Source organism: Arthrobacter sp. NPDC055585 (assembly GCF_053619115.1).
Genome location: NZ_JBSHIT010000009.1, coordinates 158943 through 176874, shown reverse-complemented (window position 1 = coordinate 176874; position 17932 = coordinate 158943). Strand labels below are relative to the sequence as shown.

The 17932-nt window shown below is 65.4% G+C and carries 22 protein-coding genes and 1 other RNA gene; 8 read left to right on the top strand and 15 right to left on the bottom strand.

Annotated elements, in window-relative coordinates; translation table 11 throughout:
• Window positions 1–95: 95 nt before the first annotated feature.
• The 3 genes from ACWGQ2_RS15530 to ACWGQ2_RS15520 form a co-directional block, all read right to left on the bottom strand.
• Window positions 96–407: a hypothetical protein gene (locus tag ACWGQ2_RS15530; RefSeq protein ID WP_452018834.1), complete on the bottom strand. Its 312-nt coding sequence runs from the start codon at window positions 405–407 to the stop codon at window positions 96–98.
• A 128-nt stretch (window positions 408–535) separates the two neighbouring features.
• The gene (locus ACWGQ2_RS15525) at window positions 536–1342 is read right to left on the bottom strand and encodes a DUF427 domain-containing protein (protein WP_452018832.1); all 807 of its coding nucleotides are present in this window, start codon (window positions 1340–1342) and stop codon (window positions 536–538) included.
• Between the two features lie 84 nt (window positions 1343–1426).
• Window positions 1427–1594, bottom strand: a complete 168-nt coding sequence (locus ACWGQ2_RS15520) for a hypothetical protein (protein WP_452018830.1) — start codon at window positions 1592–1594, stop codon at window positions 1427–1429.
• Window positions 1595–1850: 256 nt separating this feature from the next.
• Between ACWGQ2_RS15520 and ACWGQ2_RS15515 the strand changes: the two genes are divergently transcribed.
• The gene (locus tag ACWGQ2_RS15515; protein WP_452018828.1) at window positions 1851–2237 is read left to right on the top strand and encodes a hypothetical protein; all 387 of its coding nucleotides are present in this window, start codon (window positions 1851–1853) and stop codon (window positions 2235–2237) included.
• Here ACWGQ2_RS15515 and ACWGQ2_RS15510 read toward each other — a convergent pair.
• The 4 genes from ACWGQ2_RS15510 to ACWGQ2_RS15495 form a co-directional block, all read right to left on the bottom strand.
• Window positions 2234–2704, bottom strand: a complete 471-nt coding sequence (locus ACWGQ2_RS15510) for a DoxX family protein (RefSeq protein WP_452018826.1) — start codon at window positions 2702–2704, stop codon at window positions 2234–2236. The two genes, ACWGQ2_RS15515 and ACWGQ2_RS15510, sit on opposite strands and share 4 nt — an antisense overlap.
• 56 nt (window positions 2705–2760) lie before the next feature.
• Window positions 2761–3594 carry an aldo/keto reductase gene (locus ACWGQ2_RS15505; protein WP_452018824.1) on the bottom strand — a complete coding sequence of 278 codons (834 nt, stop codon included), beginning with the start codon at window positions 3592–3594 and terminating at the stop codon, window positions 2761–2763.
• A gap of 33 nt (window positions 3595–3627) precedes the next feature.
• Window positions 3628–5346 (bottom strand): alpha-glucosidase, encoded by a 1719-nt coding sequence (locus ACWGQ2_RS15500; RefSeq protein WP_452018822.1) that lies wholly within the window; start codon window positions 5344–5346, stop codon window positions 3628–3630.
• Between the two features lie 123 nt (window positions 5347–5469).
• Window positions 5470–6042, bottom strand: coding sequence for a GNAT family N-acetyltransferase (locus tag ACWGQ2_RS15495; RefSeq protein WP_452018820.1), 573 nt, complete (start codon window positions 6040–6042; stop codon window positions 5470–5472).
• A gap of 127 nt (window positions 6043–6169) precedes the next feature.
• Here ACWGQ2_RS15495 and ACWGQ2_RS15490 point away from each other — a divergent pair, with 127 nt between their 5' ends.
• Window positions 6170–6631, top strand: coding sequence for a TetR family transcriptional regulator (locus tag ACWGQ2_RS15490; RefSeq protein WP_452018818.1), 462 nt, complete (start codon window positions 6170–6172; stop codon window positions 6629–6631).
• Between the two features lie 3 nt (window positions 6632–6634).
• Here ACWGQ2_RS15490 and ACWGQ2_RS15485 read toward each other — a convergent pair whose 3' ends face one another.
• The 4 genes from ACWGQ2_RS15485 to ACWGQ2_RS15470 all read right to left on the bottom strand — a co-directional run bounded on the left by ACWGQ2_RS15485 (window position 6635) and on the right by ACWGQ2_RS15470 (window position 10849).
• The gene (locus ACWGQ2_RS15485) at window positions 6635–7438 is read right to left on the bottom strand and encodes an ABC transporter permease (RefSeq protein ID WP_227916754.1); all 804 of its coding nucleotides are present in this window, start codon (window positions 7436–7438) and stop codon (window positions 6635–6637) included.
• 9 nt (window positions 7439–7447) lie between these two features.
• Entirely contained in the window at window positions 7448–8365 is a 918-nt protein-coding gene (locus ACWGQ2_RS15480; RefSeq protein ID WP_452018816.1) for an ABC transporter permease, read from the bottom strand.
• A gap of 144 nt (window positions 8366–8509) precedes the next feature.
• Entirely contained in the window at window positions 8510–9709 is a 1200-nt protein-coding gene (locus ACWGQ2_RS15475; protein ID WP_452018814.1) for an ABC transporter substrate-binding protein, read from the bottom strand.
• Window positions 9710–9784: 75 nt separating this feature from the next.
• Entirely contained in the window at window positions 9785–10849 is a 1065-nt protein-coding gene (locus ACWGQ2_RS15470) for an ABC transporter ATP-binding protein (protein ID WP_452018812.1), read from the bottom strand.
• Between the two features lie 167 nt (window positions 10850–11016).
• Here ACWGQ2_RS15470 and ACWGQ2_RS15465 point away from each other — a divergent pair, with 167 nt between their 5' ends.
• Window positions 11017–11805 carry a FadR/GntR family transcriptional regulator gene (locus ACWGQ2_RS15465; RefSeq protein WP_452018810.1) on the top strand — a complete coding sequence of 263 codons (789 nt, stop codon included), beginning with the start codon at window positions 11017–11019 and terminating at the stop codon, window positions 11803–11805.
• The gene (locus ACWGQ2_RS15460; protein WP_452018808.1) at window positions 11802–12560 is read left to right on the top strand and encodes a PDC sensor domain-containing protein; all 759 of its coding nucleotides are present in this window, start codon (window positions 11802–11804) and stop codon (window positions 12558–12560) included. Before ACWGQ2_RS15465 ends, ACWGQ2_RS15460 begins: the two co-directional genes overlap by 4 nt.
• A gap of 124 nt (window positions 12561–12684) precedes the next feature.
• On the opposite strand, the gene ACWGQ2_RS15455 is transcribed toward ACWGQ2_RS15460, so the two are convergent.
• On the bottom strand, window positions 12685–13293 hold the full coding sequence (locus ACWGQ2_RS15455) for an NADPH-dependent F420 reductase (protein ID WP_452018806.1): 609 nt from the start codon (window positions 13291–13293) through the stop codon (window positions 12685–12687).
• A 99-nt stretch (window positions 13294–13392) separates the two neighbouring features.
• Here ACWGQ2_RS15455 and ACWGQ2_RS15450 point away from each other — a divergent pair, with 99 nt between their 5' ends.
• Window positions 13393–13821, top strand: coding sequence for a MarR family winged helix-turn-helix transcriptional regulator (locus ACWGQ2_RS15450; RefSeq protein WP_452018804.1), 429 nt, complete (start codon window positions 13393–13395; stop codon window positions 13819–13821).
• A gap of 37 nt (window positions 13822–13858) precedes the next feature.
• Here the strand turns inward: ACWGQ2_RS15450 and yczE are convergent, their stop codons facing one another.
• Together yczE and ACWGQ2_RS15440 are read right to left on the bottom strand one after the other, a co-directional pair.
• Window positions 13859–14461: a membrane protein YczE gene (yczE, locus tag ACWGQ2_RS15445; RefSeq protein WP_452018802.1), complete on the bottom strand. Its 603-nt coding sequence runs from the start codon at window positions 14459–14461 to the stop codon at window positions 13859–13861.
• 81 nt (window positions 14462–14542) lie between these two features.
• Entirely contained in the window at window positions 14543–15175 is a 633-nt protein-coding gene (locus ACWGQ2_RS15440; RefSeq protein ID WP_452018800.1) for a nucleoside/nucleotide kinase family protein, read from the bottom strand.
• Window positions 15176–15246: 71 nt separating this feature from the next.
• On the opposite strand from ACWGQ2_RS15440, the gene ssrA reads away from it, so the two are divergent.
• The 3 genes from ssrA to ACWGQ2_RS15425 all read left to right on the top strand — a co-directional run bounded on the left by ssrA (window position 15247) and on the right by ACWGQ2_RS15425 (window position 17369).
• Window positions 15247–15616: a transfer-messenger RNA gene (gene ssrA, locus ACWGQ2_RS15435) on the top strand.
• Between the two features lie 93 nt (window positions 15617–15709).
• On the top strand, window positions 15710–16432 hold the full coding sequence (locus ACWGQ2_RS15430) for an AAA family ATPase (protein WP_452018798.1): 723 nt from the start codon (window positions 15710–15712) through the stop codon (window positions 16430–16432).
• A 100-nt stretch (window positions 16433–16532) separates the two neighbouring features.
• Entirely contained in the window at window positions 16533–17369 is an 837-nt protein-coding gene (locus tag ACWGQ2_RS15425) for a glucose 1-dehydrogenase (protein WP_452018796.1), read from the top strand.
• A gap of 2 nt (window positions 17370–17371) precedes the next feature.
• Here the strand turns inward: ACWGQ2_RS15425 and ACWGQ2_RS15420 are convergent, their stop codons facing one another.
• Window positions 17372–17845, bottom strand: a complete 474-nt coding sequence (locus ACWGQ2_RS15420; protein WP_452018794.1) for a GtrA family protein — start codon at window positions 17843–17845, stop codon at window positions 17372–17374.
• Window positions 17846–17932 lie beyond the last annotated feature (87 nt).

Genomic DNA, 17932 nt, shown 5'->3' with positions numbered 1-17932 from the left:
TCCGGCCCCGCGGCTGCAGGAGCTACATGCCGTAAACTCCCGCTAACCGGCAAAAAAACGTTTTGGGCGGCGCGACAACCGCCCGCCCAAACCTATTAGTCTTTTCCGGGTTCCTCGGGGTCTTTGTCCTCGGAGCCCGGAACCGCGCCGAACCGGCGGTTGACGCCGGAACCGTGTCCCATCGAGTCCGGGTTGGGTTTACCCGCAATGATCATCAGCAGGAAGGTCAGCAGGCACACGATGAACGTGATGCACCCGGCCGCCAGCCCCAGCTCCCAGCGCAGTTCGTTCTCGGCGCCACCGGTGGAGACCACCGCCGTCGTTACCGCCACAAATCCGGCGATGATGCCGGAAGCGATGACGGGGACGTTGCCGTAGTCAGGTCCGGCGCTCTTGGAATCAGCCATGTCTCTCAGCTCCTGCTTCGGTACCGCTGTGCCCTGCCGTGCTGGCGATTCTTCCACCGCATCCGCAGTCCCAACAGGTCCGCACGTATTTTTGCCCGTACCGCGGGCGGCCTGGCCTGCGGCAGGATTCAAAACCGGTAGAGCGAGGCGACGTCGCGTTTTTCCCCGTCGACGTAAACATCCGTCCGTTCGTCGTAGAAGGAGACCAAATCCTGCAGCTGGACCGAGTCGGGCAGGGTGGACTCGTAGGACCAGGCGAGATCGCCGGCCTCGGGTTCGCCGTCCACGGACCAGTACGCGGCGGTGCCCTTGTAGGGGCAGATAGTCTCGGCAGGACTGCGTCGCAGAATACTCCAGTCCACGTCTTCGCGCGGATAGTAGGTCCGGACCGGCACCAGGGTTTCGTAGACGAACAGCGGATGGCTGGTCTCTGCGAGGACCTGCCCGTTCAGTTCCACCCGCGAGGTTCTGGAGGATTCCCGGACATCAACACGGTGGAACGGATCCCGGGGATGTCCCTTTATCGGTTCGTCCTCTTCGAACCACCCGTCGAAGGTATTGAAGTCCAGCAGGACGTGGCCGCGCAGGTCCGGGTCATCCGGACGGAAAGCGGCACCGGAGAGAGTGGTAGAGCCTATGACGACGTCGTATTCGGTGCCGGGTGTGGTGTGGACGGTGAAAGGGAAGCGGGGATCCATCACCGGGGCGGGATCCGGGCGGCCGGCAGCAGGAGCCGCGGGCACGAGCTCCGCCGCCAGGTCTTCCGGCGGCACAGCGAAGATCGGCGTAACCCGGCCGGGCTCATAAACAAGCATGGCCCTCGTTGTATCGAGGGCCATGCTGTTGCCTATTTGCGCCCGGACCCGCTTGGGCGTGGGTTCGTACCGCAGCTGCGGAAGCAGCTCAAACCAGGCGGGGCTTAACTTCAGGGCCATGCCCCGATGGTCTAACTGCGGGCCTCACATTTCAAGGCCTGCCGGAAGCCGTCTTGGGCTGCCCGGCGGCAAGTCTTTCGGGGCTTACGCCGCGGGGGCCGTTTGGTTGGCTGCGCCCAGGCTGGGAGCCGTATCAAGGCTCATCTCTGCTGCGGAGACGCCGCCTGCCACGAGGGCGGACGCGATGGCGATGCCCGCGAGGAGGGCTGTCGTCCGGTTAGTGGTTCCACGAGTGGACCGAGTCTGGAACATGGGTCCTCCTTTCCTTGGTCATGGGTTGCAGGGCGGCCAGCAGTTCCAGCCGCTCTCTGCCCACTTAAAAAGGTTAGGAAACTTCGAAGCCTGCTTGCATAACGCGGCTCACAAATACGGCATTGGATTCCGTGGTGTTGCCCACGAGCCTCTGTGGCGTGTGTCAAACTTCCCTGTTCCAACTGGGCTAAGCTCCTGCACTGACCGGCGGATCCAGGGCGTGCCGGCAGAATCTAGTTTGCTCACTGGGGGATATATGAAGACGAAAAGCGCGGGCGAACCGCAGCGGACGCTGTTCCGGATCGAGAATCAGCAGAGTATGGCCGGACTCTGGTACGACGGCGATGGAAGGTTCACCGAGTACGTAAAAACGCTCGACCACGGACAATGCCGTGACCTGCCGATGCCGTTCGATCCGGGGTTGGCCGGCGGATGGTTCAGTGCCTGCAGCGAGGTGGCCCAGCTGCAGTCCTGGTTCAGTCCCGAAGACCTGGCGCAGCTCGCCCGCCGTGGGTACGGACTATACGAAATCCGGGTCAGCGAGGCGGAGTGCCGGGAGACCGGCGGGCATTTCGTCTTCCGCCGGGAGAACGCACTGTTCCGAGAGCTCCCGCTCACCCTGCTCGGGGTTGTCCCTGCCTAGCTGTTCGCGTTCCGGCGCCGGACTGCGGCGTTCAGTGCCTGCCAGGCACCGGTGGACCACAGGGCCCAGATCACCAGCAGCGGCTGGAAAAACAGGCGGATGAACCGCTTCTGATCGGTATCCAGGCCAAAGCCGTCCGTCTGTGTGACGTACTGGGAGATGTTGCCCGGAAAGATCGCGATAAAGAAAGCAGCCGCCGCCAGGCCCACGGGGACGCGTCGGCTGGGCAGCAGGGCCAGGGCGGAGCCCAGTCCGATCTCCGCGACGCCGGACAGCAGCACAACCAGGTCCTTGTCCAGCGGAACCCAATTGGGTACCTGGGCCTGGAACTCGTCCCGGGCAAAGGTGAGGTGGCTGGTTCCGGCGAATGCCAGGAACAGACCCAGCACGACGGCGGCGGCCCGGCGCGGGCGGCCGGTCCGGGGAGCGCGGGCGGTCAGGGCACGGATGAGGGGGCTGCGAGACATGACCCGACGCTAACCTATCCGCCCGCCGCCGGAAAGTGCGGCGGCGGGCGGCGGGATCAGTGGCCGAAGCTGTCTGAGTCCAGAATGCCGGCCTCTCCGGTGTCCAGCCCGGAAAGGTCCGCAATCTCCGCTTCTTCCAGAGCGAAATCGAAGATCGCAAGATTTTCCGCCAGGTGCTTCCGGGAGGAGGCCTTCGGAATGGGAACCAGGCCCTGCTGGACGTGCCAGCGCAGCACAATCTGTCCGGGGGTTTTGCCGTACTTCGCGGCCAGGGCGGTGACTACGGTGTCCTCCAGCAATCCGCCGTCCCGTCCGAGCGGGCTCCACGACTCGGTGACGATGCCGAGCCTGTTGTTTGCCTGGCTGGACGCTTCACGGATGTGCCGGGGATCCACCTGGATCTGGTTCAGGTCCGGAATGACTCCGGCTTCAGCCAGCCGCTGCAGGTGGGCCGGCTTGAAGTTGGAGACACCGATCCCGCGGATCAGGCCTTCTTCCAGCAGGTCGGCCAGGCCCAGGACGGCCTCCACGTACTGGTCCTGGTCCGGGTTGGGCCAGTGGACCAGCAGCAGATCGATGTACTCGGTGCCCAGTTTTTCCGCCGACGCGGCGAAGGCGCGGCGGACACCGTCGCGGCTGTGCCAGCGCTTGTTGAACTTGCTGGTGATGACCACCTCGCTGCGGGCGATTCCGCTGCGCCGGATGCCTTCACCCACGCCGGCTTCGTTGCCGTAGTTCTCTGCCGTGTCGAACAGCCGGTAACCCTCCTCCACCGCGGTGGTGACGGCGTCGGCCGCCTGGGCGTCGTCCATGGGCCAGGTGCCCATTCCAATTGCGGGCAGCTCGAGTCCGTTGCGCAGCGTGACGGTGGGAACAGTTGGGTTCGGCATGCAGCTTCCTTTCACTGTGGCTGTTGTTCGAGCCTAGCCAACCCAGCTCTGCGTTGCCGAAACATCCACCACCCGGGCCTCCCAGGGGCGCAGTTCTCCGGCGTCCGATGCCCCGGCATAGTTGCCAAGAATCAGCGGCCCGTCCGCGGCGAGCCCCAGCGGAACCTCCAGGACTTCCCCGGATGCGTTGGCGAGGATCAGCCAGACCGTCTGCCCGAGGCTGCGCCGGTAGGCGAACAGCTGCGGGTGTTCGGGTACCTCCAGGTGGAAGTCACCGAGGGCCACCACCTCATGGGTGTGCCGCAGCCGGATCAGTTCCTGGTAGTACCGGAAGACGGATTTCTCCGCAGCGCGGTCGGCTTCGGTGTTGATCTGTTTGTGGTTCGGATTGACATCGATCCATGGCCGGCCCTCAGAGAACCCGGCATTTAGTCCGTCGGTCCACTGCATCGGGGTGCGGGGATTGTCCCGGCTCATGGCACGCAGGGCCTCGAGTGCCTCCTCCGGTGGTGTGCCCTGGGCAGTGGATTCAGCGTAGAAGTTCAGCGATTCAACGTCCCGGTACTGGTCAATCGAGGTGAAGCCGGCGTTGGTCATGCCGATTTCCTCCCCCTGGTACACGTACGGGGTGCCGCGCTGCAGGTGCAGCAGGGTGGCCCACAGGGTGGCTGATTCGTAGCGGAACGCGCCGTCGTCCCCGAAGCGGGAGAGGTGCCGGGGCTGGTCGTGGTTGCTGAGGTAGAGGCTGTTCCAGCCGCGGTCTGCAAGGCCGCGCTGCCAGCGGTTCCAGGACGTTTTCAGGTCCGGGAGACTCAGGGGCCGGTAATCCCACTTCCGCCCGCCGGCCTGGTCCAGGCTCACATGCTCAAACTGGAATACCATGTCCAGCTCGGCCCGGTAGGGGTCAGTGTACAGCAGGGCCTGGTCCACCGTGGCGCCGGGGGTCTCGCCCACGGTGAGGATGTCGCCGTCACGCCCCGAAAAGACCTCGCGGCGCATTTCCTGGAGGAACTCGTGAATCCGCGGCCCGTTGGTGAAATGCGGAGACCCGTCGCCCCAGACGCTGCCCGGTCCCACCAGTCCATCCGGCAGCGCAAGGTCCTTGGAGATGAAGTTGATGACGTCCATACGGAAGCCGTCCACGCCGCGGTCCAGCCACCAGCGCATCGTTTCGTAGACGTCATGCCGGACTTTGGGGTTCTCCCAGTTCAGGTCCGGCTGGTGCGGGGTGAACAGATGCAGGTAGTACTGGCCGGTCTCCGGTTCATACGTCCAGGCCGGTCCGCCGAAGTGCGAACCCCAGTTGTTTGGCTCCGCACCTGGTTCCCCCGGTTCAAAGCCGGGCCGCGCGTCGCGCCACCAGAAGTAGTCCCGGTACGGATTGTCCCGTGACTTCCGGGCCTCCTTGAAAACGGGGTGCTCGCTGGAGGTGTGGTTGACCACCAGATCCATCACGAGTTTCATGCCCCGGAGGTGCATCTGGCCGAGCAGTTCGTCGAAGTCCTCTTCGGTGCCGAACAGCCGGTCGATGCGCCGGTAGTTCGAAATGTCATAGCCGTTGTCCCGCTGCGGCGACTCATGCACGGGGGAGAGCCAGACGACGTCGACCCCCAAATCCTGCAGATAGTCCAGGTGCGCGAGGATGCCTTTGAGGTCACCGATCCCGTTCCCGGTTCCGTCCGCGAAGCTGCGCGGATAGATCTGATAGACGACGGCGCGGGTCCACCAGGCGGGTTCATGCGGATCGGTCACGGGGTTTCCTCTCGCCGGCGGTGCCTGCGAGTCTACGCCGCGGGCAGCGTGCGATGAATCGGCCGGTTCTATTTTTTGCTGCCGGTTCCAGCCGGCAGAAAAAATGCCACCCGGCAGCGAAATCTACAGGGCCAGCCGCATCAGAACCCGCGGAAACCCGTTGAGCACAGACCCGGTATCCGCAGCCTTGGTGAAGCCCGCGGCTTCGAAGAGGCTGCGGGTGCCGACGTACGCCATGGTCAGGTCCACTTTCTCGCCCTGGTTATCCACCGGGTAAGCCTCGACGGCGGGTGCGCCGTGTGTGCGCGCGAAGCCGACGGCGCCGGAAACCAAAGCATGGGAGATTCCCTTGCCCCGGTGGCCGGGACGGACCCGGACACACCACAGCGACCACACCGGCAGGTCATCGAGGGTGGGTATCTTCCGGGTCTTCGCAAACGAGGTATCCGCCCGCGGATGGATCGCCGCCCACCCGGCCGGGACGCCGTCGTCGTACGCCAGGACGCCGGGAGGCGGCTCTTCGCCCAGCAGTCCCCGCATCTTCTCTCCCCGTGCGGTTCGCTGCAGTTCCTGGTTCTCCTTTGAGGACAGCAGACGGTAGCTCAGGCACCAGCAGGCATTGGAATCGGGGTGCTTGGGCCCCAGGACGGCGGCGGTATCTTCGAACACCGTGGCGGGTCGGACCTCTACTGGCATGCGCACACCCTATCCCGGAACAGCCGCCAAGCTGAGAAACTCCGGGAAACGGGCTAGACTAGCCGGTTCATCCCGGCGGATTCCCCGCCGGAAGACACAAGCAGCAGGAAAAAGAAAAGAGAGCGCAATGTTCGCCGCTGGAGCGTCCATTACCGAGATTGAGCAGGACGTCGAGGACATGATCGTGCAGCTGGTTCACCGGCTGGGAGACCTGGCCGATGCGGACCCGGATCCGGTGGGAGCCCAGGAACGGGCCTACATCAAGGCCTTCTCCGACGTCCGTGCCAACAGCTCCATGGACCAGGCCGCACTCCTGGAAACAGCCATCAGCCGGCCCAACCTGGCAGAGTCGCTGCTGTACCTGAACCGCCGCCTGGATGCGGCAAACCTGAGCCCGCGGGAGCCGGCCGGAATCATCGGCGTCGTTATCCGGCTGGCCATGGACGGGCTGTGGGTGAGCGACATCCTGGACTCCAGCCGGTTCACCAAGGCGGAGCGCGAGCGGATCACTACCCTGCTCACCGCACTGTCCCGGCTGAGCGATGAGCGGATGGCGGAGCTGCTCCCGGAGTGCGCCGCCACCCGCTAGCGCCTACTTCTTGTCATCCCCGGTGAGCCGCTGGGAAAGGTAGACCGGGATCATGGAGGCCACGATCAGGACGGCGGCGATCACATTGACCACCGGCGCCTGGTTGGGCCGGGCCATGTTGTTGAAGATCCAGATCGGCAGCGTTTCGGTGCCCGGCGGGGCGGTGAAGGTGGTGACCACCACTTCATCGAAGCTCAGTGCAAAGGCGAGCAGCCCGCCGGCAACGAACGCCGAGCGGAAGCCGGGGAACGTGACGCCGAAGAACGTCTTGACCACGTTGGCGCCCATGTCCATGGCCGCTTCCTCGAGCCCGCGGTTCATCCGGCCCAGCCGGGCCTGCACGTTGTTGAACACCATCACGATGCAGAACGTCGCGTGGCCGACGATCACGGAGAAGAGTCCCAGCCCGATTCCCAGCGGCTCCAGCACGGTCTTGAACGTGTTGTTCAGGGCGACGCCGGTGACGATGCCGGGCAGGGCGATGGGCAGCACCACCAGAAGGTTGATGGTGTTCTTGCCGAAGAAGTCGTAGCGGGACAGTGCGAAGGCCACCATGGAACCCAGCAGCAGGGCGATCACGGTAGCGACGGAAGCCACCTTGAGCGAGGTCCACAGTGCCTCGCGGACACCTTCGTTGTGCCAGGCTGCCACCCACCAGCGGGTGGTGAACTCCTTGATCGGAAAGGCACCGGAGGTAGTGGCGTTGAACGAGTTGGCGATTACCAGCAGCAGCGGCAGGTAGATCGCGGCCATCACCAGGCCTGCGAAGACCCGGAGGGTGATTTTGGCGGAAGCCGATAGCCTCATGGGTCTCTCCTACAGTTGCTTCAGGGCGCCGGACTTGCGGGCCAGGAACAGGTAAAGCACGACGACGATGATCGGCACAGTGCCGAAGGCTGCGGCGAGCGGTGGGTTGAGGTTGATGTTCGAGGCGATGACGGTGCCGATCACCTGGGTCTTGCCGCCGACGAACTGGGCGGCGATGTAGTCGCCCAGGCTCAGCGAGAACGTGAAAATGGACCCCGCCACGAAAGCCGGCTTCAGCAGCGGCACGGCCACGGTCCAGACCGTGGACCAGGCCTTGGCGCCCAGGTCAGAGGAGGCATCGAAGAGGCTGTCGGGAATCTGCCGGAACGCGTTGTAGACCGGCACCGCCATGTAAGGGAACCAGAGGTAGGCCAGCGTGATGATCAGCGCGGCGGTGCCGTAGCCCGGGCCGGTCATCCCCAGCGGCGCCAGCAGCCAGTCCAGCGGTCCGCCGGAGGAGAAGGTGATGCGCCAGGAGAAGACCTTCACCAGGTAGCCGGCCCAGAGCGGCAGCGTGATGCCGATGGCCAGGGCGGCACGCATCTTCGGGGAGGCGACCTTTGCCATGTAGAGCCCCAGCGGCAGCGCCAGCGCAGCGCACAGCACGGTGACGGCCAGAGCGATTCCGATGGTCCGCAGGGCGGTCTGCTGGTAGGCCGGGACCGTGATGATCTCGATGAAGTTCTCCAGCGTGAACGCCGGAATGACCTTGGAGGTGAAGCTGTCCGTGGTCCAGAACGCGGTGATGAACAGCAGGATCAGGGACCCGATGTAGAGCACGCCGAGCCAGCCGAGGGGCAGCAGGAGCAGGCCTGTCAGGCGGGCTTTGGTCCGGGCGTAGAGCATTCGTGAAATGCGGTCGCCCCAGCTGTTCCGGGGCTCCACCGCGGCTGCGGGCGGGGGCGGGGTTTCTTGGATTACTGCCATGGCGCTTTCCGGCGGGATTCCGCCGATTCTCCTCTTGGGCCGGGCCTGTGGGATGACTGGCCGCTGAGCGCGGCCGGGTTTGGAAGCCGGTGGGCGGCGGGCTAATCCGCCGCCCACCGGCAGTATTGGGTGGAGCCGGTGAAGCTAGCCCTTGATCTCAGTCCAGGCCTTGGTCCAGTCCTGGTAGTTGGTGCAGGTCACGTCCGTGCGGCCGTCCACACACTGCTCAACCGGGGTGGTCCACATCCAGACCTGCTTGTAGTACTCCTCGTCAGTGGCGTGGAAGGTCTCGCAGTGGGCTGCGTTGGCCTCGGAACCTTCGCAGGCCAGGGCGTTGGCCGGGGCCATGCCGAAGTTCTGCGAGATCTGGGCGTTGACCTCGGCGGAGGAGGCGTAGTCCATCCACTTGTAGGCGCAGTTCGGGTTCTTCGCCTCAGCGGCGATCATCCAGGTGTCGGACCAGCCGGTGGCACCTTCCTTGGGCAGCACGGATTCGACCTTGCCGCCGTCGCCCTGGGCCAGGTTCACAATGACCTGCCAGCCGGTGCCCATGTGAGCGGTGCCGGAGGAGATGGAGCTGACAGCCTTCAGCGCGTCGTTCCAGTACTCGCCCACCAGCCCGTTCTGGGTCTTGAGCAGTTCGACGGCGGCAGCGAGCTGCTCTTCGTCGAGCGCGTACGGGTTGGTGATGCCCAGGTCCGGCTGCGTGGCCATCAGGTAGACGGCGGCGTCGGCAATATAAATCGGGGAATCGTAGGCCATGGTCTTGCCGGCGTACTCGGTGTCCTCTTCCCACAGCGGAGCCCAGGAGTCCGGGGCCTCGGCGACGTGGTCCGTGTTGTACATCAGGACGTTGGCGCCGCGGCCGATCGGTACGCCGTAGCTCTTGCCGTTCAGCGTGTCATAGACCTGGCCCTTGAGGCCTTCCACGAGGTTGCCGAAGTTGGGGATCAGCTCGGTGTTGATCGGGGCCACGTCGCCGCCGGCGATCAGGCGCAGGGACGCGTCACCGGAGGCGGAGACCAGATCGTATTCGCCGCTGCGCATCAGCTGGACCATTTCATCCGAGGTGGCGCCGACCTTGCGGTTCACCTCGCACTTGGTCTCTTCCTCGAACGCGGACACCCAGTCGGCGTCGGGATTGGTGGAACCGTCTTCCACGAAGCCGGCCCAGGCAATGATGTTGACCTGGCCTTCGCTTTCGCCGATTTCGCTGGCCATGGGCAGGTCCGGAACCTGGATGCCGGTGGTGCCTGAGTCAGTGGATGCGTCCCCGCCGCAGCCGGCCAGGACCAGCGAGAGCGAGGTGAGCGCTGCCAGCGGCAGTGCCTTGGTGATCTTCATGGGAGAACCTTTCATAGTGGGTGCGGAGCGGGTGGAGCAGGGCCGGTGAGCGGCTGGGAAAGTGAAGCTGGAGGATTAGGAAACGCGGAAGTTGAAACGTGAGGGCCACTGGAGCTCGACGGCGTCGCCCCGGGAGGCGGCGGTGGCTCGGGAGTCGTTCTGCTCCTGGACGATGAGCCGGTCCCCGGCGGCCGTAGCAGCGACATAGCGTGTTGTGGGGCCGGTGTACACGATTTCCTCGATGGTGGCCGGCACGGCGGAGAAGCCATCGGGTGCCGGAGATCCCGGTGCGGCAAGGTGGATGCGTTCGGGCCGGATGCTGACCAGACCGTCCGCGCCGGTGAGCTGGCGGGCGAGGTCGCCCTCCACCAGGTTGGTGCTGCCCAGGAAGGTGGCCACAAAGCGGGTTGCCGGCCGCTCGTAGAGGTCTTCCGGGGTTCCCACCTGTTCAATGCCGCCGTCGTTGAACACGGCAATCCGGTCCGAGAGCGTGAGTGCCTCTTCCTGGTCATGGGTGACAAAGATGAAGGTGATGCCGACTTCGCGCTGGATCTGTTTGAGCTCAATCTGCATCTGTTCGCGCAGCTGCTTGTCCAGGGCGCCGAGCGGTTCGTCCAGCAGCAGCACCTGGGGGCGCAGGATCAGGGCCCGGGCCAGGGCGATGCGCTGGCGCTGGCCGCCGGAGAGCTGGGAAGGCAGCCGGCCTGCCACCTGCGGCAGGCGGACCATTTCCAGGGCTTCGGCAACCCGGCGCTCACGCTCAGCCTTGGGGGTCTTGCGCAGCTTCAGGCCGTAGCCCACGTTCTGCGCGACTGTCAGGTGGGGGAAGAGGGCGTAGTCCTGGAAGACCGTGTTGACGTTGCGCTCAAACGGGGCCTTGCCGGTGACGTCGGTGCCGTGCAGCTTGATGGTGCCGCTGGTAACCGGCTCGAAGCCGGCAACCATGCGCAGCACCGTGGTCTTGCCGGAACCCGAAGGGCCCAGCAGGGAGAAGAATTCGCCGGAGCGGATGTCCAGGTCCAGGTCCTTGACCGCGGTGAAGTCGCCGAAGCTTTTGGTCACGGAGGAGAGGCTGATGGCGTTGCCCGAGGGCGCCTTGTCCTCGGCGGCAGGGGAGAGAGGTGCTGTGCTGGCTCGCACGGTGGATCCTTTCACTTCAGCTGGAAGCGCCGAAGCGCGTCAGGTAGTAAAGCTATGAAACCAGATGTTATATGTAATTCAGGTCACTTCAAGTAAATTTCTTGTTACGGATGCGCGGCCCGGCACGCTGGCGCAGTCCGGCCCGCCAAGCTGGAAAGATCGTGAACATGCCCCAGAACACCGCTCCGCAGAAACGCCTCCTCACCGCCGTCTTCGCGCCGCTTGGCGACGCAGGAAAGGCCAGCCGGGTCGAAGAACGCATAGTTCAGGGGATTTCGGCCGGGGCGCTCGCCGACGGGGACCGGCTGCCCACGGAGGTTGAACTGGCCGCATCCATGGGGGTGGCCACGGTAACGGCGCGTGAAGCGCTGGCCGGCCTGCGCTCCCGCGGACTCGTAGAAACCCGGCGGGGACGCGAAGGCGGCACGTTTATTACGCTGCCGTCCGGGGACCGGTCCGTGCTGGTGCGCCGCCGGCTCACCGGCATGAGCAGGGTTGAACTGCGAGATCTGGCGATCCACTATGCAGCAATCGCGGCCACCGCCGCGGAGCTGGCAGCGGAGGCCGCCGACCGCGAAGACGTGGAAGCGCTGGCACATCTGCTGGACGCTCCCGCGGGCGGCAGCAACCGCGCCGTCGGCGATTTCCTGCTCGAACTCGCGGCGCTGAGTCAGTCAGCCCGGCTGACACGTGAGTACGTCAGGCTCCACACTGACTACGGATCCCTGCTGGGCCTGGCCCACGCGGATCCCGCCTTCAACTCCGCCATGGTGCAGCTGTGCCGGCGGATCTGCGGTGCCGTAGCCGACGCTGACACGTCCGGAGCACGCTCACTGGTCCGCCAGTACGTCCAGGCCTCCGTGGCCTGGCTGATCGATGAACACACCCGTCTTCACTCCTCCGCCGCCTTCACTACGGCGGAGAAACCACCCGCACCCGCCAGGAGGAAAGCATGAGCATTTCCCGCAGTGACAGTCCACCCCCATCGCCGGCAGCGCAGCCGGCGGACCTCGGCCGGTTTTTCCAGGATCTGCTGGAGATTCTGGAGGAATGGAAACCCCTGCTGGAGGAACTCTTCAGCGGCCCGGATGCCCGCCCTTCGCGCCGCGAGGTGGATGCCGTCGTCGAGCCGCTAACCACCACACTGCTGGGCCGCACCGACTATCCGCTGGCCGGGGGCGGTTTTGTGGCGGCGCACGAAGCCCTGGCCGACGCGCCCTGGCATATGGCCTGGTGGCAGGGCCGGAGCAAGGAAGTCCAGGTTGTGCTCTCATCCGTGGAGAGCATGGGCGAGGCCTATTCCCGGCGGGAGTGGTTCACCGTTCCCCTGGAGACCGGTGCCAGCCATGTGACCGGACCGTACGTGGATTTCATCTGCACCGATGAGTACACGGTGACGCTGACTTCGCCGGTTCGCGTGGGCGGCACGGTGGTGGGCGTGGTCGGAGCCGATGTGTTCGTTGAATCGCTGGAGGAAGTGCTGCTTCCGGACCTGCGCGCCGTGCATCCCGAAGCGTCACTGGTGAACCGGGTGGGCCGCGTGGTGGTCTCCGCGGATCCCCAGCTGGCCGCCGGACGGCTGCTGGTGGGGGACTGGCGCCAGACGCCGGATCCGGCGCGGATGGATCTCCGCGGGCCCGAGTACGCCGGCCGGCTGGCTGCCGTGCATCCGTGCGGAAGCCTGCCGCTCGCCGTTGTCGTTCCCGCCTAGGTCTCCAAGAGCGGCCAGCCCGCGAGAGGCCAGTTACGGCTCTTTTCAGGCTCCAAACGAGCCCTAACTGGCCTCTCGGCGGTGGGTGGCGGGTTGCAGGACCGAGGAGGCGGCGCCGCCCGGGTCAGCGGGTGATGGCGAGGTTGAAGCTCGGGCTGCGCAGTGCGCCCATCAGGGCGGCGAAGAGCAGGAAGTAGTGCTCGACTGCACGTGCGGTGTCGATGCCGCCCAGATCGATCTGCTGCTCCGGTGCCCAGCCGAGGTCCGTGAGCAGGCCGGAGACCATTTCTTTGGCTTCCTGGTCCTCCCCGGAGAGGAAGACGCTGGTAGGTGCCGGAAGCTCGGTGGGGTCCGCCCCGATGGGGCCGCCCACCGTGTTCAGCGTCTTGACGACTTTCGTCTCCGGCAGCGACTCCTGCAGACGCTGCCCCAGGCTGGAATCGGTATAGATGAGGTCCAGCTGCCCATTTACCGCGTTGCCGATGTCGATCAGCACACGTCCGGCGAGCTCCCGGCGCAGACCGGTAAGCGTTTCCAGCGAGTGGGCCGCAGCCAGGGCGCTGAGTATCACCGGGCTTCGCCCGATCGCCTCGGCGTGGCCAAGCGCCGGGGCCGGCAGGTCCGCAGCTGTCTCCGGGGTCCGCGAGCCGAAAACCACCGTGTGGCCGGCCCTGAGGAATCCGCTGCCAAGGGTGCGGGCCATGTGTCCTGTGCCGAGAATGGTGATGTTCATGATGCCGTTCCTGTCCGGCGCCGCAACGCCTGATATTGTTTGAACTTGAACAGTTTTGAACCCTAGTACCTATTTTGAATTTAAACAATAGGAGGCACGTTGGCCCCGTCGCTCACCGCTGAGGAGCTGGCCGCATACTTCGCCTTTCGACGGGCCGGTGACCTGCTGCAGAAGTCCGTCACCGGTCATCTGCGGCCCTACGGGCTGACCGAGGTGCAGTTCACGGTGCTCGCCCAGCTGGGCTCAGCGCCGGAAGGCATCGGCATGGGTGAACTGGCTCAGACACTTGTGGTGTCCAAGGGCGGGCTGACCTACCAGGCGAAGCAGCTGGAAGCCCGGGGGCTGGTGGAACGGACCGCTGACCCGGAGGACGACCGTGCGGTCAGGATGACCCTGACCAAAGAAGGCAGCGCATTGCTGGAGCAGGTCCTCCCCGAGCATATTGCGCAGATGAGGGAACTGTTCTTCGACCGGATCGACCCGGCAGCTCTGCGGACCATGCGCACCGCCCTGGAGAAGCTCGGGTAGGGCGCACGGCCATGGCTGGGCAGGCCCTGCCGCCGGGTCAGGCGGACGCAGCGCGCGCCGGAATGTGGAAGAACGGCACGGTGCGGTTGACCATGGGTCCGATCAGCAGGGCGAAGGCCACGGTGCCCAGGCCGACGGCGCCGCCCAGCGCCCAGCCCACTGCCAGCACCGTCACTTCGATGCCGGTGCGCACAGCCCAGATTGGCCAGCCGAAGCGGGCGTGAAGTCCGGTCATCAGTCCGTCCCGGGGCCCGGGGCCCATCCTCGCACCGATGTACAGGCCGGTGGCCACGGCGAGCAGGACCAGCCCGGCGGTGAACAGCACAATCTGGTCTACAACGTTCCCCGGCGTGGCCAGTACGGCCAAGGCGACTTCGGCGCTCGGCCCCACCAGCAGCACGTTCAGCACGGTGCCGGGGCCGGGTTTCTGCCGCAGCGGAATCCACAACAGCAGCACGCCGAGTCCGATCAGGTTGGTCACGAACCCGAAGGGGATGCCGGTCTGCAGGCTGGTGCCCTGCCCCAGGACATCCCACGGTGAGACTCCCAGCCCGGCACGGATCATCATGCCAATGGAGAAACCGTAGAAGAAAAGACCGGCCAGCAGCTGCGCCACCCGGCGGAGGAAGTTCACGGACATGGGCTCAACAAAACTCCTCCGGCGGCATAAATCCAAAAGCAGCCTTGTCACTGGAGACATACGCGGTAATCCGCGTGTCGGCTAGGTCCGCAGGCGCACGACGGCGTCGGCACGGGCAGCGTGTGCAGCCACCAGGTCGGCGTTGGCCTGGTCGCTTCCCCGCGCCCATTTCCTGGCATCGGCGGCGCTTTTGCCGAAAGCTGTGTGCCGCTCCTGAAGCCGCCGGACGCGTTCGGCATCCCCAAGCGCCAGGAACCACACGGCGTCGACCTGTTCCCGGGCCCGGGGCCACGCTCCGGAGTCCAGCAGCAGGTAGTTGCCCTCCGTGATGACCAGCGGCACCTCCCTCCGGACCGGCACTGCCGAACCCACTGGTTCTTCCAGCTCCCGGCGGAACTCCGGGGCGTAGACCACCGGCTCAGTCTGCCCCCGCAGCCGGCGCAGCAGCGCCGCGTATCCGGCGTCGTCGAACGTATCCGGAGCGCCTTTGCGGTTTCTGCTGCCCGCTGCGTCCAGCACCCGGTTGGCGAGGTGGAAACCGTCCATTGGAACCACGACGGCGAGTTCCGGTCCCAGCTCAGCCGCCAGCGCTGCGGCGAGCGTTGACTTTCCTGCACCGGGCGGGCCGGTGATGCCGAGGATGCGGCGGGGTCCTGCTGCCAGTCGGCGTGCTTCGGCAGTGAGCTCGGTCAGGCTGCGGTCCAGAATCTGCATAGGAACAATCTTGGCGTAGGGGCTGGAATGTTCTGCGGACCCGGTGGGTTAATGGTTGTGTAACTGAATATGGGGATGATCGGTATCGACGATGTTTGCCGCGTTTGGAGAAGCGGGCCGAGGATGCAGGGTTATCTCGCTAACGCCCCCTGTAAACCAATAAGTGCCAAACCTATGCGCACTGACTTCGCTCTCGCCGCCTAGGCCAGAGTGAGTCCGTCAGACCGGAAACGCTTCCGTTCCGGATCCTGGCGTCGTTTAGGAAGCCACTGCCGGACACTGCTGCCGTTCAGGTGTCCGGGACTTTTTGAACGGCTGGGCCCGGATCAGCCACTTGCCTGCTCAGATGGCTGGGGCCAAGAAAATCCAGTGCAGGCTGCGCCCGGAGAAGTCCAGGCACGTCGGCGTCGGACGGGGGTTCGATTCCCCCCATCTCCACCAGACTGTGCTCCGTCCCGAAAGGCCGGGGCACAGTCTTTTTTGTGCGATCTTCCCGTCGCCGGCGCCATTGACGGTGCTGCGAGAATGGGGCACATGGCGCTGCACAGGTATCCGGTCCGCCGGCTCGAGGAAGATCCGGCCCATGCGCTGGACCGTGGATCCTGGCCTGCAGAGCTCCCAGCAGTGGCACACCTCCTGAACCGCGGCCTGGACCTGGGCCCCGCGACCATTCTCGTGGGCGAAAACGGGTCGGGGAAGTCGACGCTCGTGGAGGCCGTTGCCCTGGCCTACGGACTGTCCGCCGAAGGCGGCTCAACGGGTGCGCGGCACAGTACGCGCTCCACGGAATCCGTTCTCGCCGATCATCTGCGGCTGGTCCGGAACGCGGGTGCCACCCGGCGCGGGTACTTTCTGCGGGCCGAAACCATGCACAGCTTCTACACCTACCTGGAGGAGAACCCGAGGACGGGCCTGCCTGATATCCCATTCCACGAGATGTCCCACGGGGAGTCTTTTTTGGAGCTGGCCGCGGACCGGTTCCGGGGTCGCGGGCTGTGGGTGCTGGATGAGCCCGAGTCCGCGCTGTCCTTCTCCGGCTGTCTGAGCCTTCTCTCAGTGCTCAAGGGACTGTTAGCTGACGGCCGGTCGCAGGTCATTCTGTCCACCCACTCTCCGCTTCTGGCTGCGCTGCCCGGGGCGGAGATTATGGAGCTGGGACCATGGGGGCTGCGGCGCCGGGCCTGGGAGGACCTAGAACTCGTGGACAGCTGGCGCTCCTTCCTTTCCTCACCCGAGCGGTACCTCCGCCACCTCTAGTCCCAAACCGTGACTTCTGACCCGCCGGGTAGTTGGATGTGCAGAGACGGCCGTTGACCAGGGGTGGCACCGCTCCGGCGGCCGGCACCGAGGAGGTTCCATGGGACGGGTCAGAGGCAAGACGGTTTTGGTCAGCGGAGGCGCGCGGGGGATAGGGGCCGCGGTTGTCCGCCGGCTCGCCGACGAGGGCGCGCAGGTGGTGATCGGTGACGTGCTCGACGCCGACGGCCGGGCCCTGGCGGATTCGCTGGGCGGGCAGGGATTATTCGTTCACCTGGATGTGACCAGCCCCGAAGACTGGGACGCGGCAGTCCGCGAAGCCGTGGAGAGGTTCGGCGGTGTCGATGTGCTGGTGAACAACGCCGGAATCGCCAACTTCGGCAGCATAGAGGACTACACCCTGGAGCAGTGGAACACGATCATCGCCATCAACCTGACCGGAGTCTTCCTGGGGATCAAGGCAGTGGTGGAACCGATGAAACACTCGTCCGGAGCCTCGATCATCAACCTTTCCTCCACCGCCGGGCTGCAGGGGTACAAAGATCTGCCGGGATACACAGCCGCAAAATACGGAGTGCGGGGGCTGACCAAATCTGTTGCCATTGACCTTGGCCCGTACGGAATCCGGGTCAACTCGGTGCACCCCGGTGCGGTGCGGACGCCCATGACGGAAGGGCTGGAAGGAGGGCAGGACCACGTGGCGCTGCACCGCATGGGTGAGCCGGAAGAGATCGCGAACCTGGTGCTGTTCCTGGCCAGCGATGAATCCAGCTTCTCCACGGGTGCCGAGTTTGTGGCCGACGGTGGTGAGACAGCAGGGCTGGCACGGTATGAGGTGGCCGAGCTGAGTTCTGAACCGGGCTCGGCGCCGTCGTCGCCGTCCGGTGCATCCATGCCCAGCCAGCCGCCGGCCGCACCGGAGCCGCCGGCAATGTGAGGCTAGCGGGGCAGTTCCGCGTCTTCGCGTGCGGGGCTGCCCGTGCTGCCCTTCGGCTCGGTGAAGACGACGTACCGGTAGGCGAAGTACCGGAAGATGTTCCCCAGGAGGATGCCGATGACGTTGCCGGAGATGTTGTCTGCGAACTGGCTGGTGAAGCCCAGAACGTAGTGGGAAACGAACAGGCAGCCGGTGGCAATCCCCAGCCCCACTAGATTGGTGAGTGCGAACAGGATGGTCTCTGACCGTACGCTGCGTCCGCGGGTGCGGCGGAAGGTGAGATACCTGCTGCCCAGCCACGAAATGGTCGTAGCGACAATGACGGAGACGATCTTCGCTGAGATGGGGTTGTCATCCAGGACCGTGGCGACGAGAAGATTGAACAGGCCGATATCCACCAGGAAGGCCACGGTTCCCACGAACGAGAAGGAGCCGAGCCTCCGGAGTACCCTCCGGGCAGTCGAGATGCCGTCCATGCGCTACCAGTTCTACTTCCGGTCCTGAGCGGGCCGAGGTGTGTTGTCCTGCAGTCCGGCCGCAGGCGCAGGAACCACGGAAGGGGG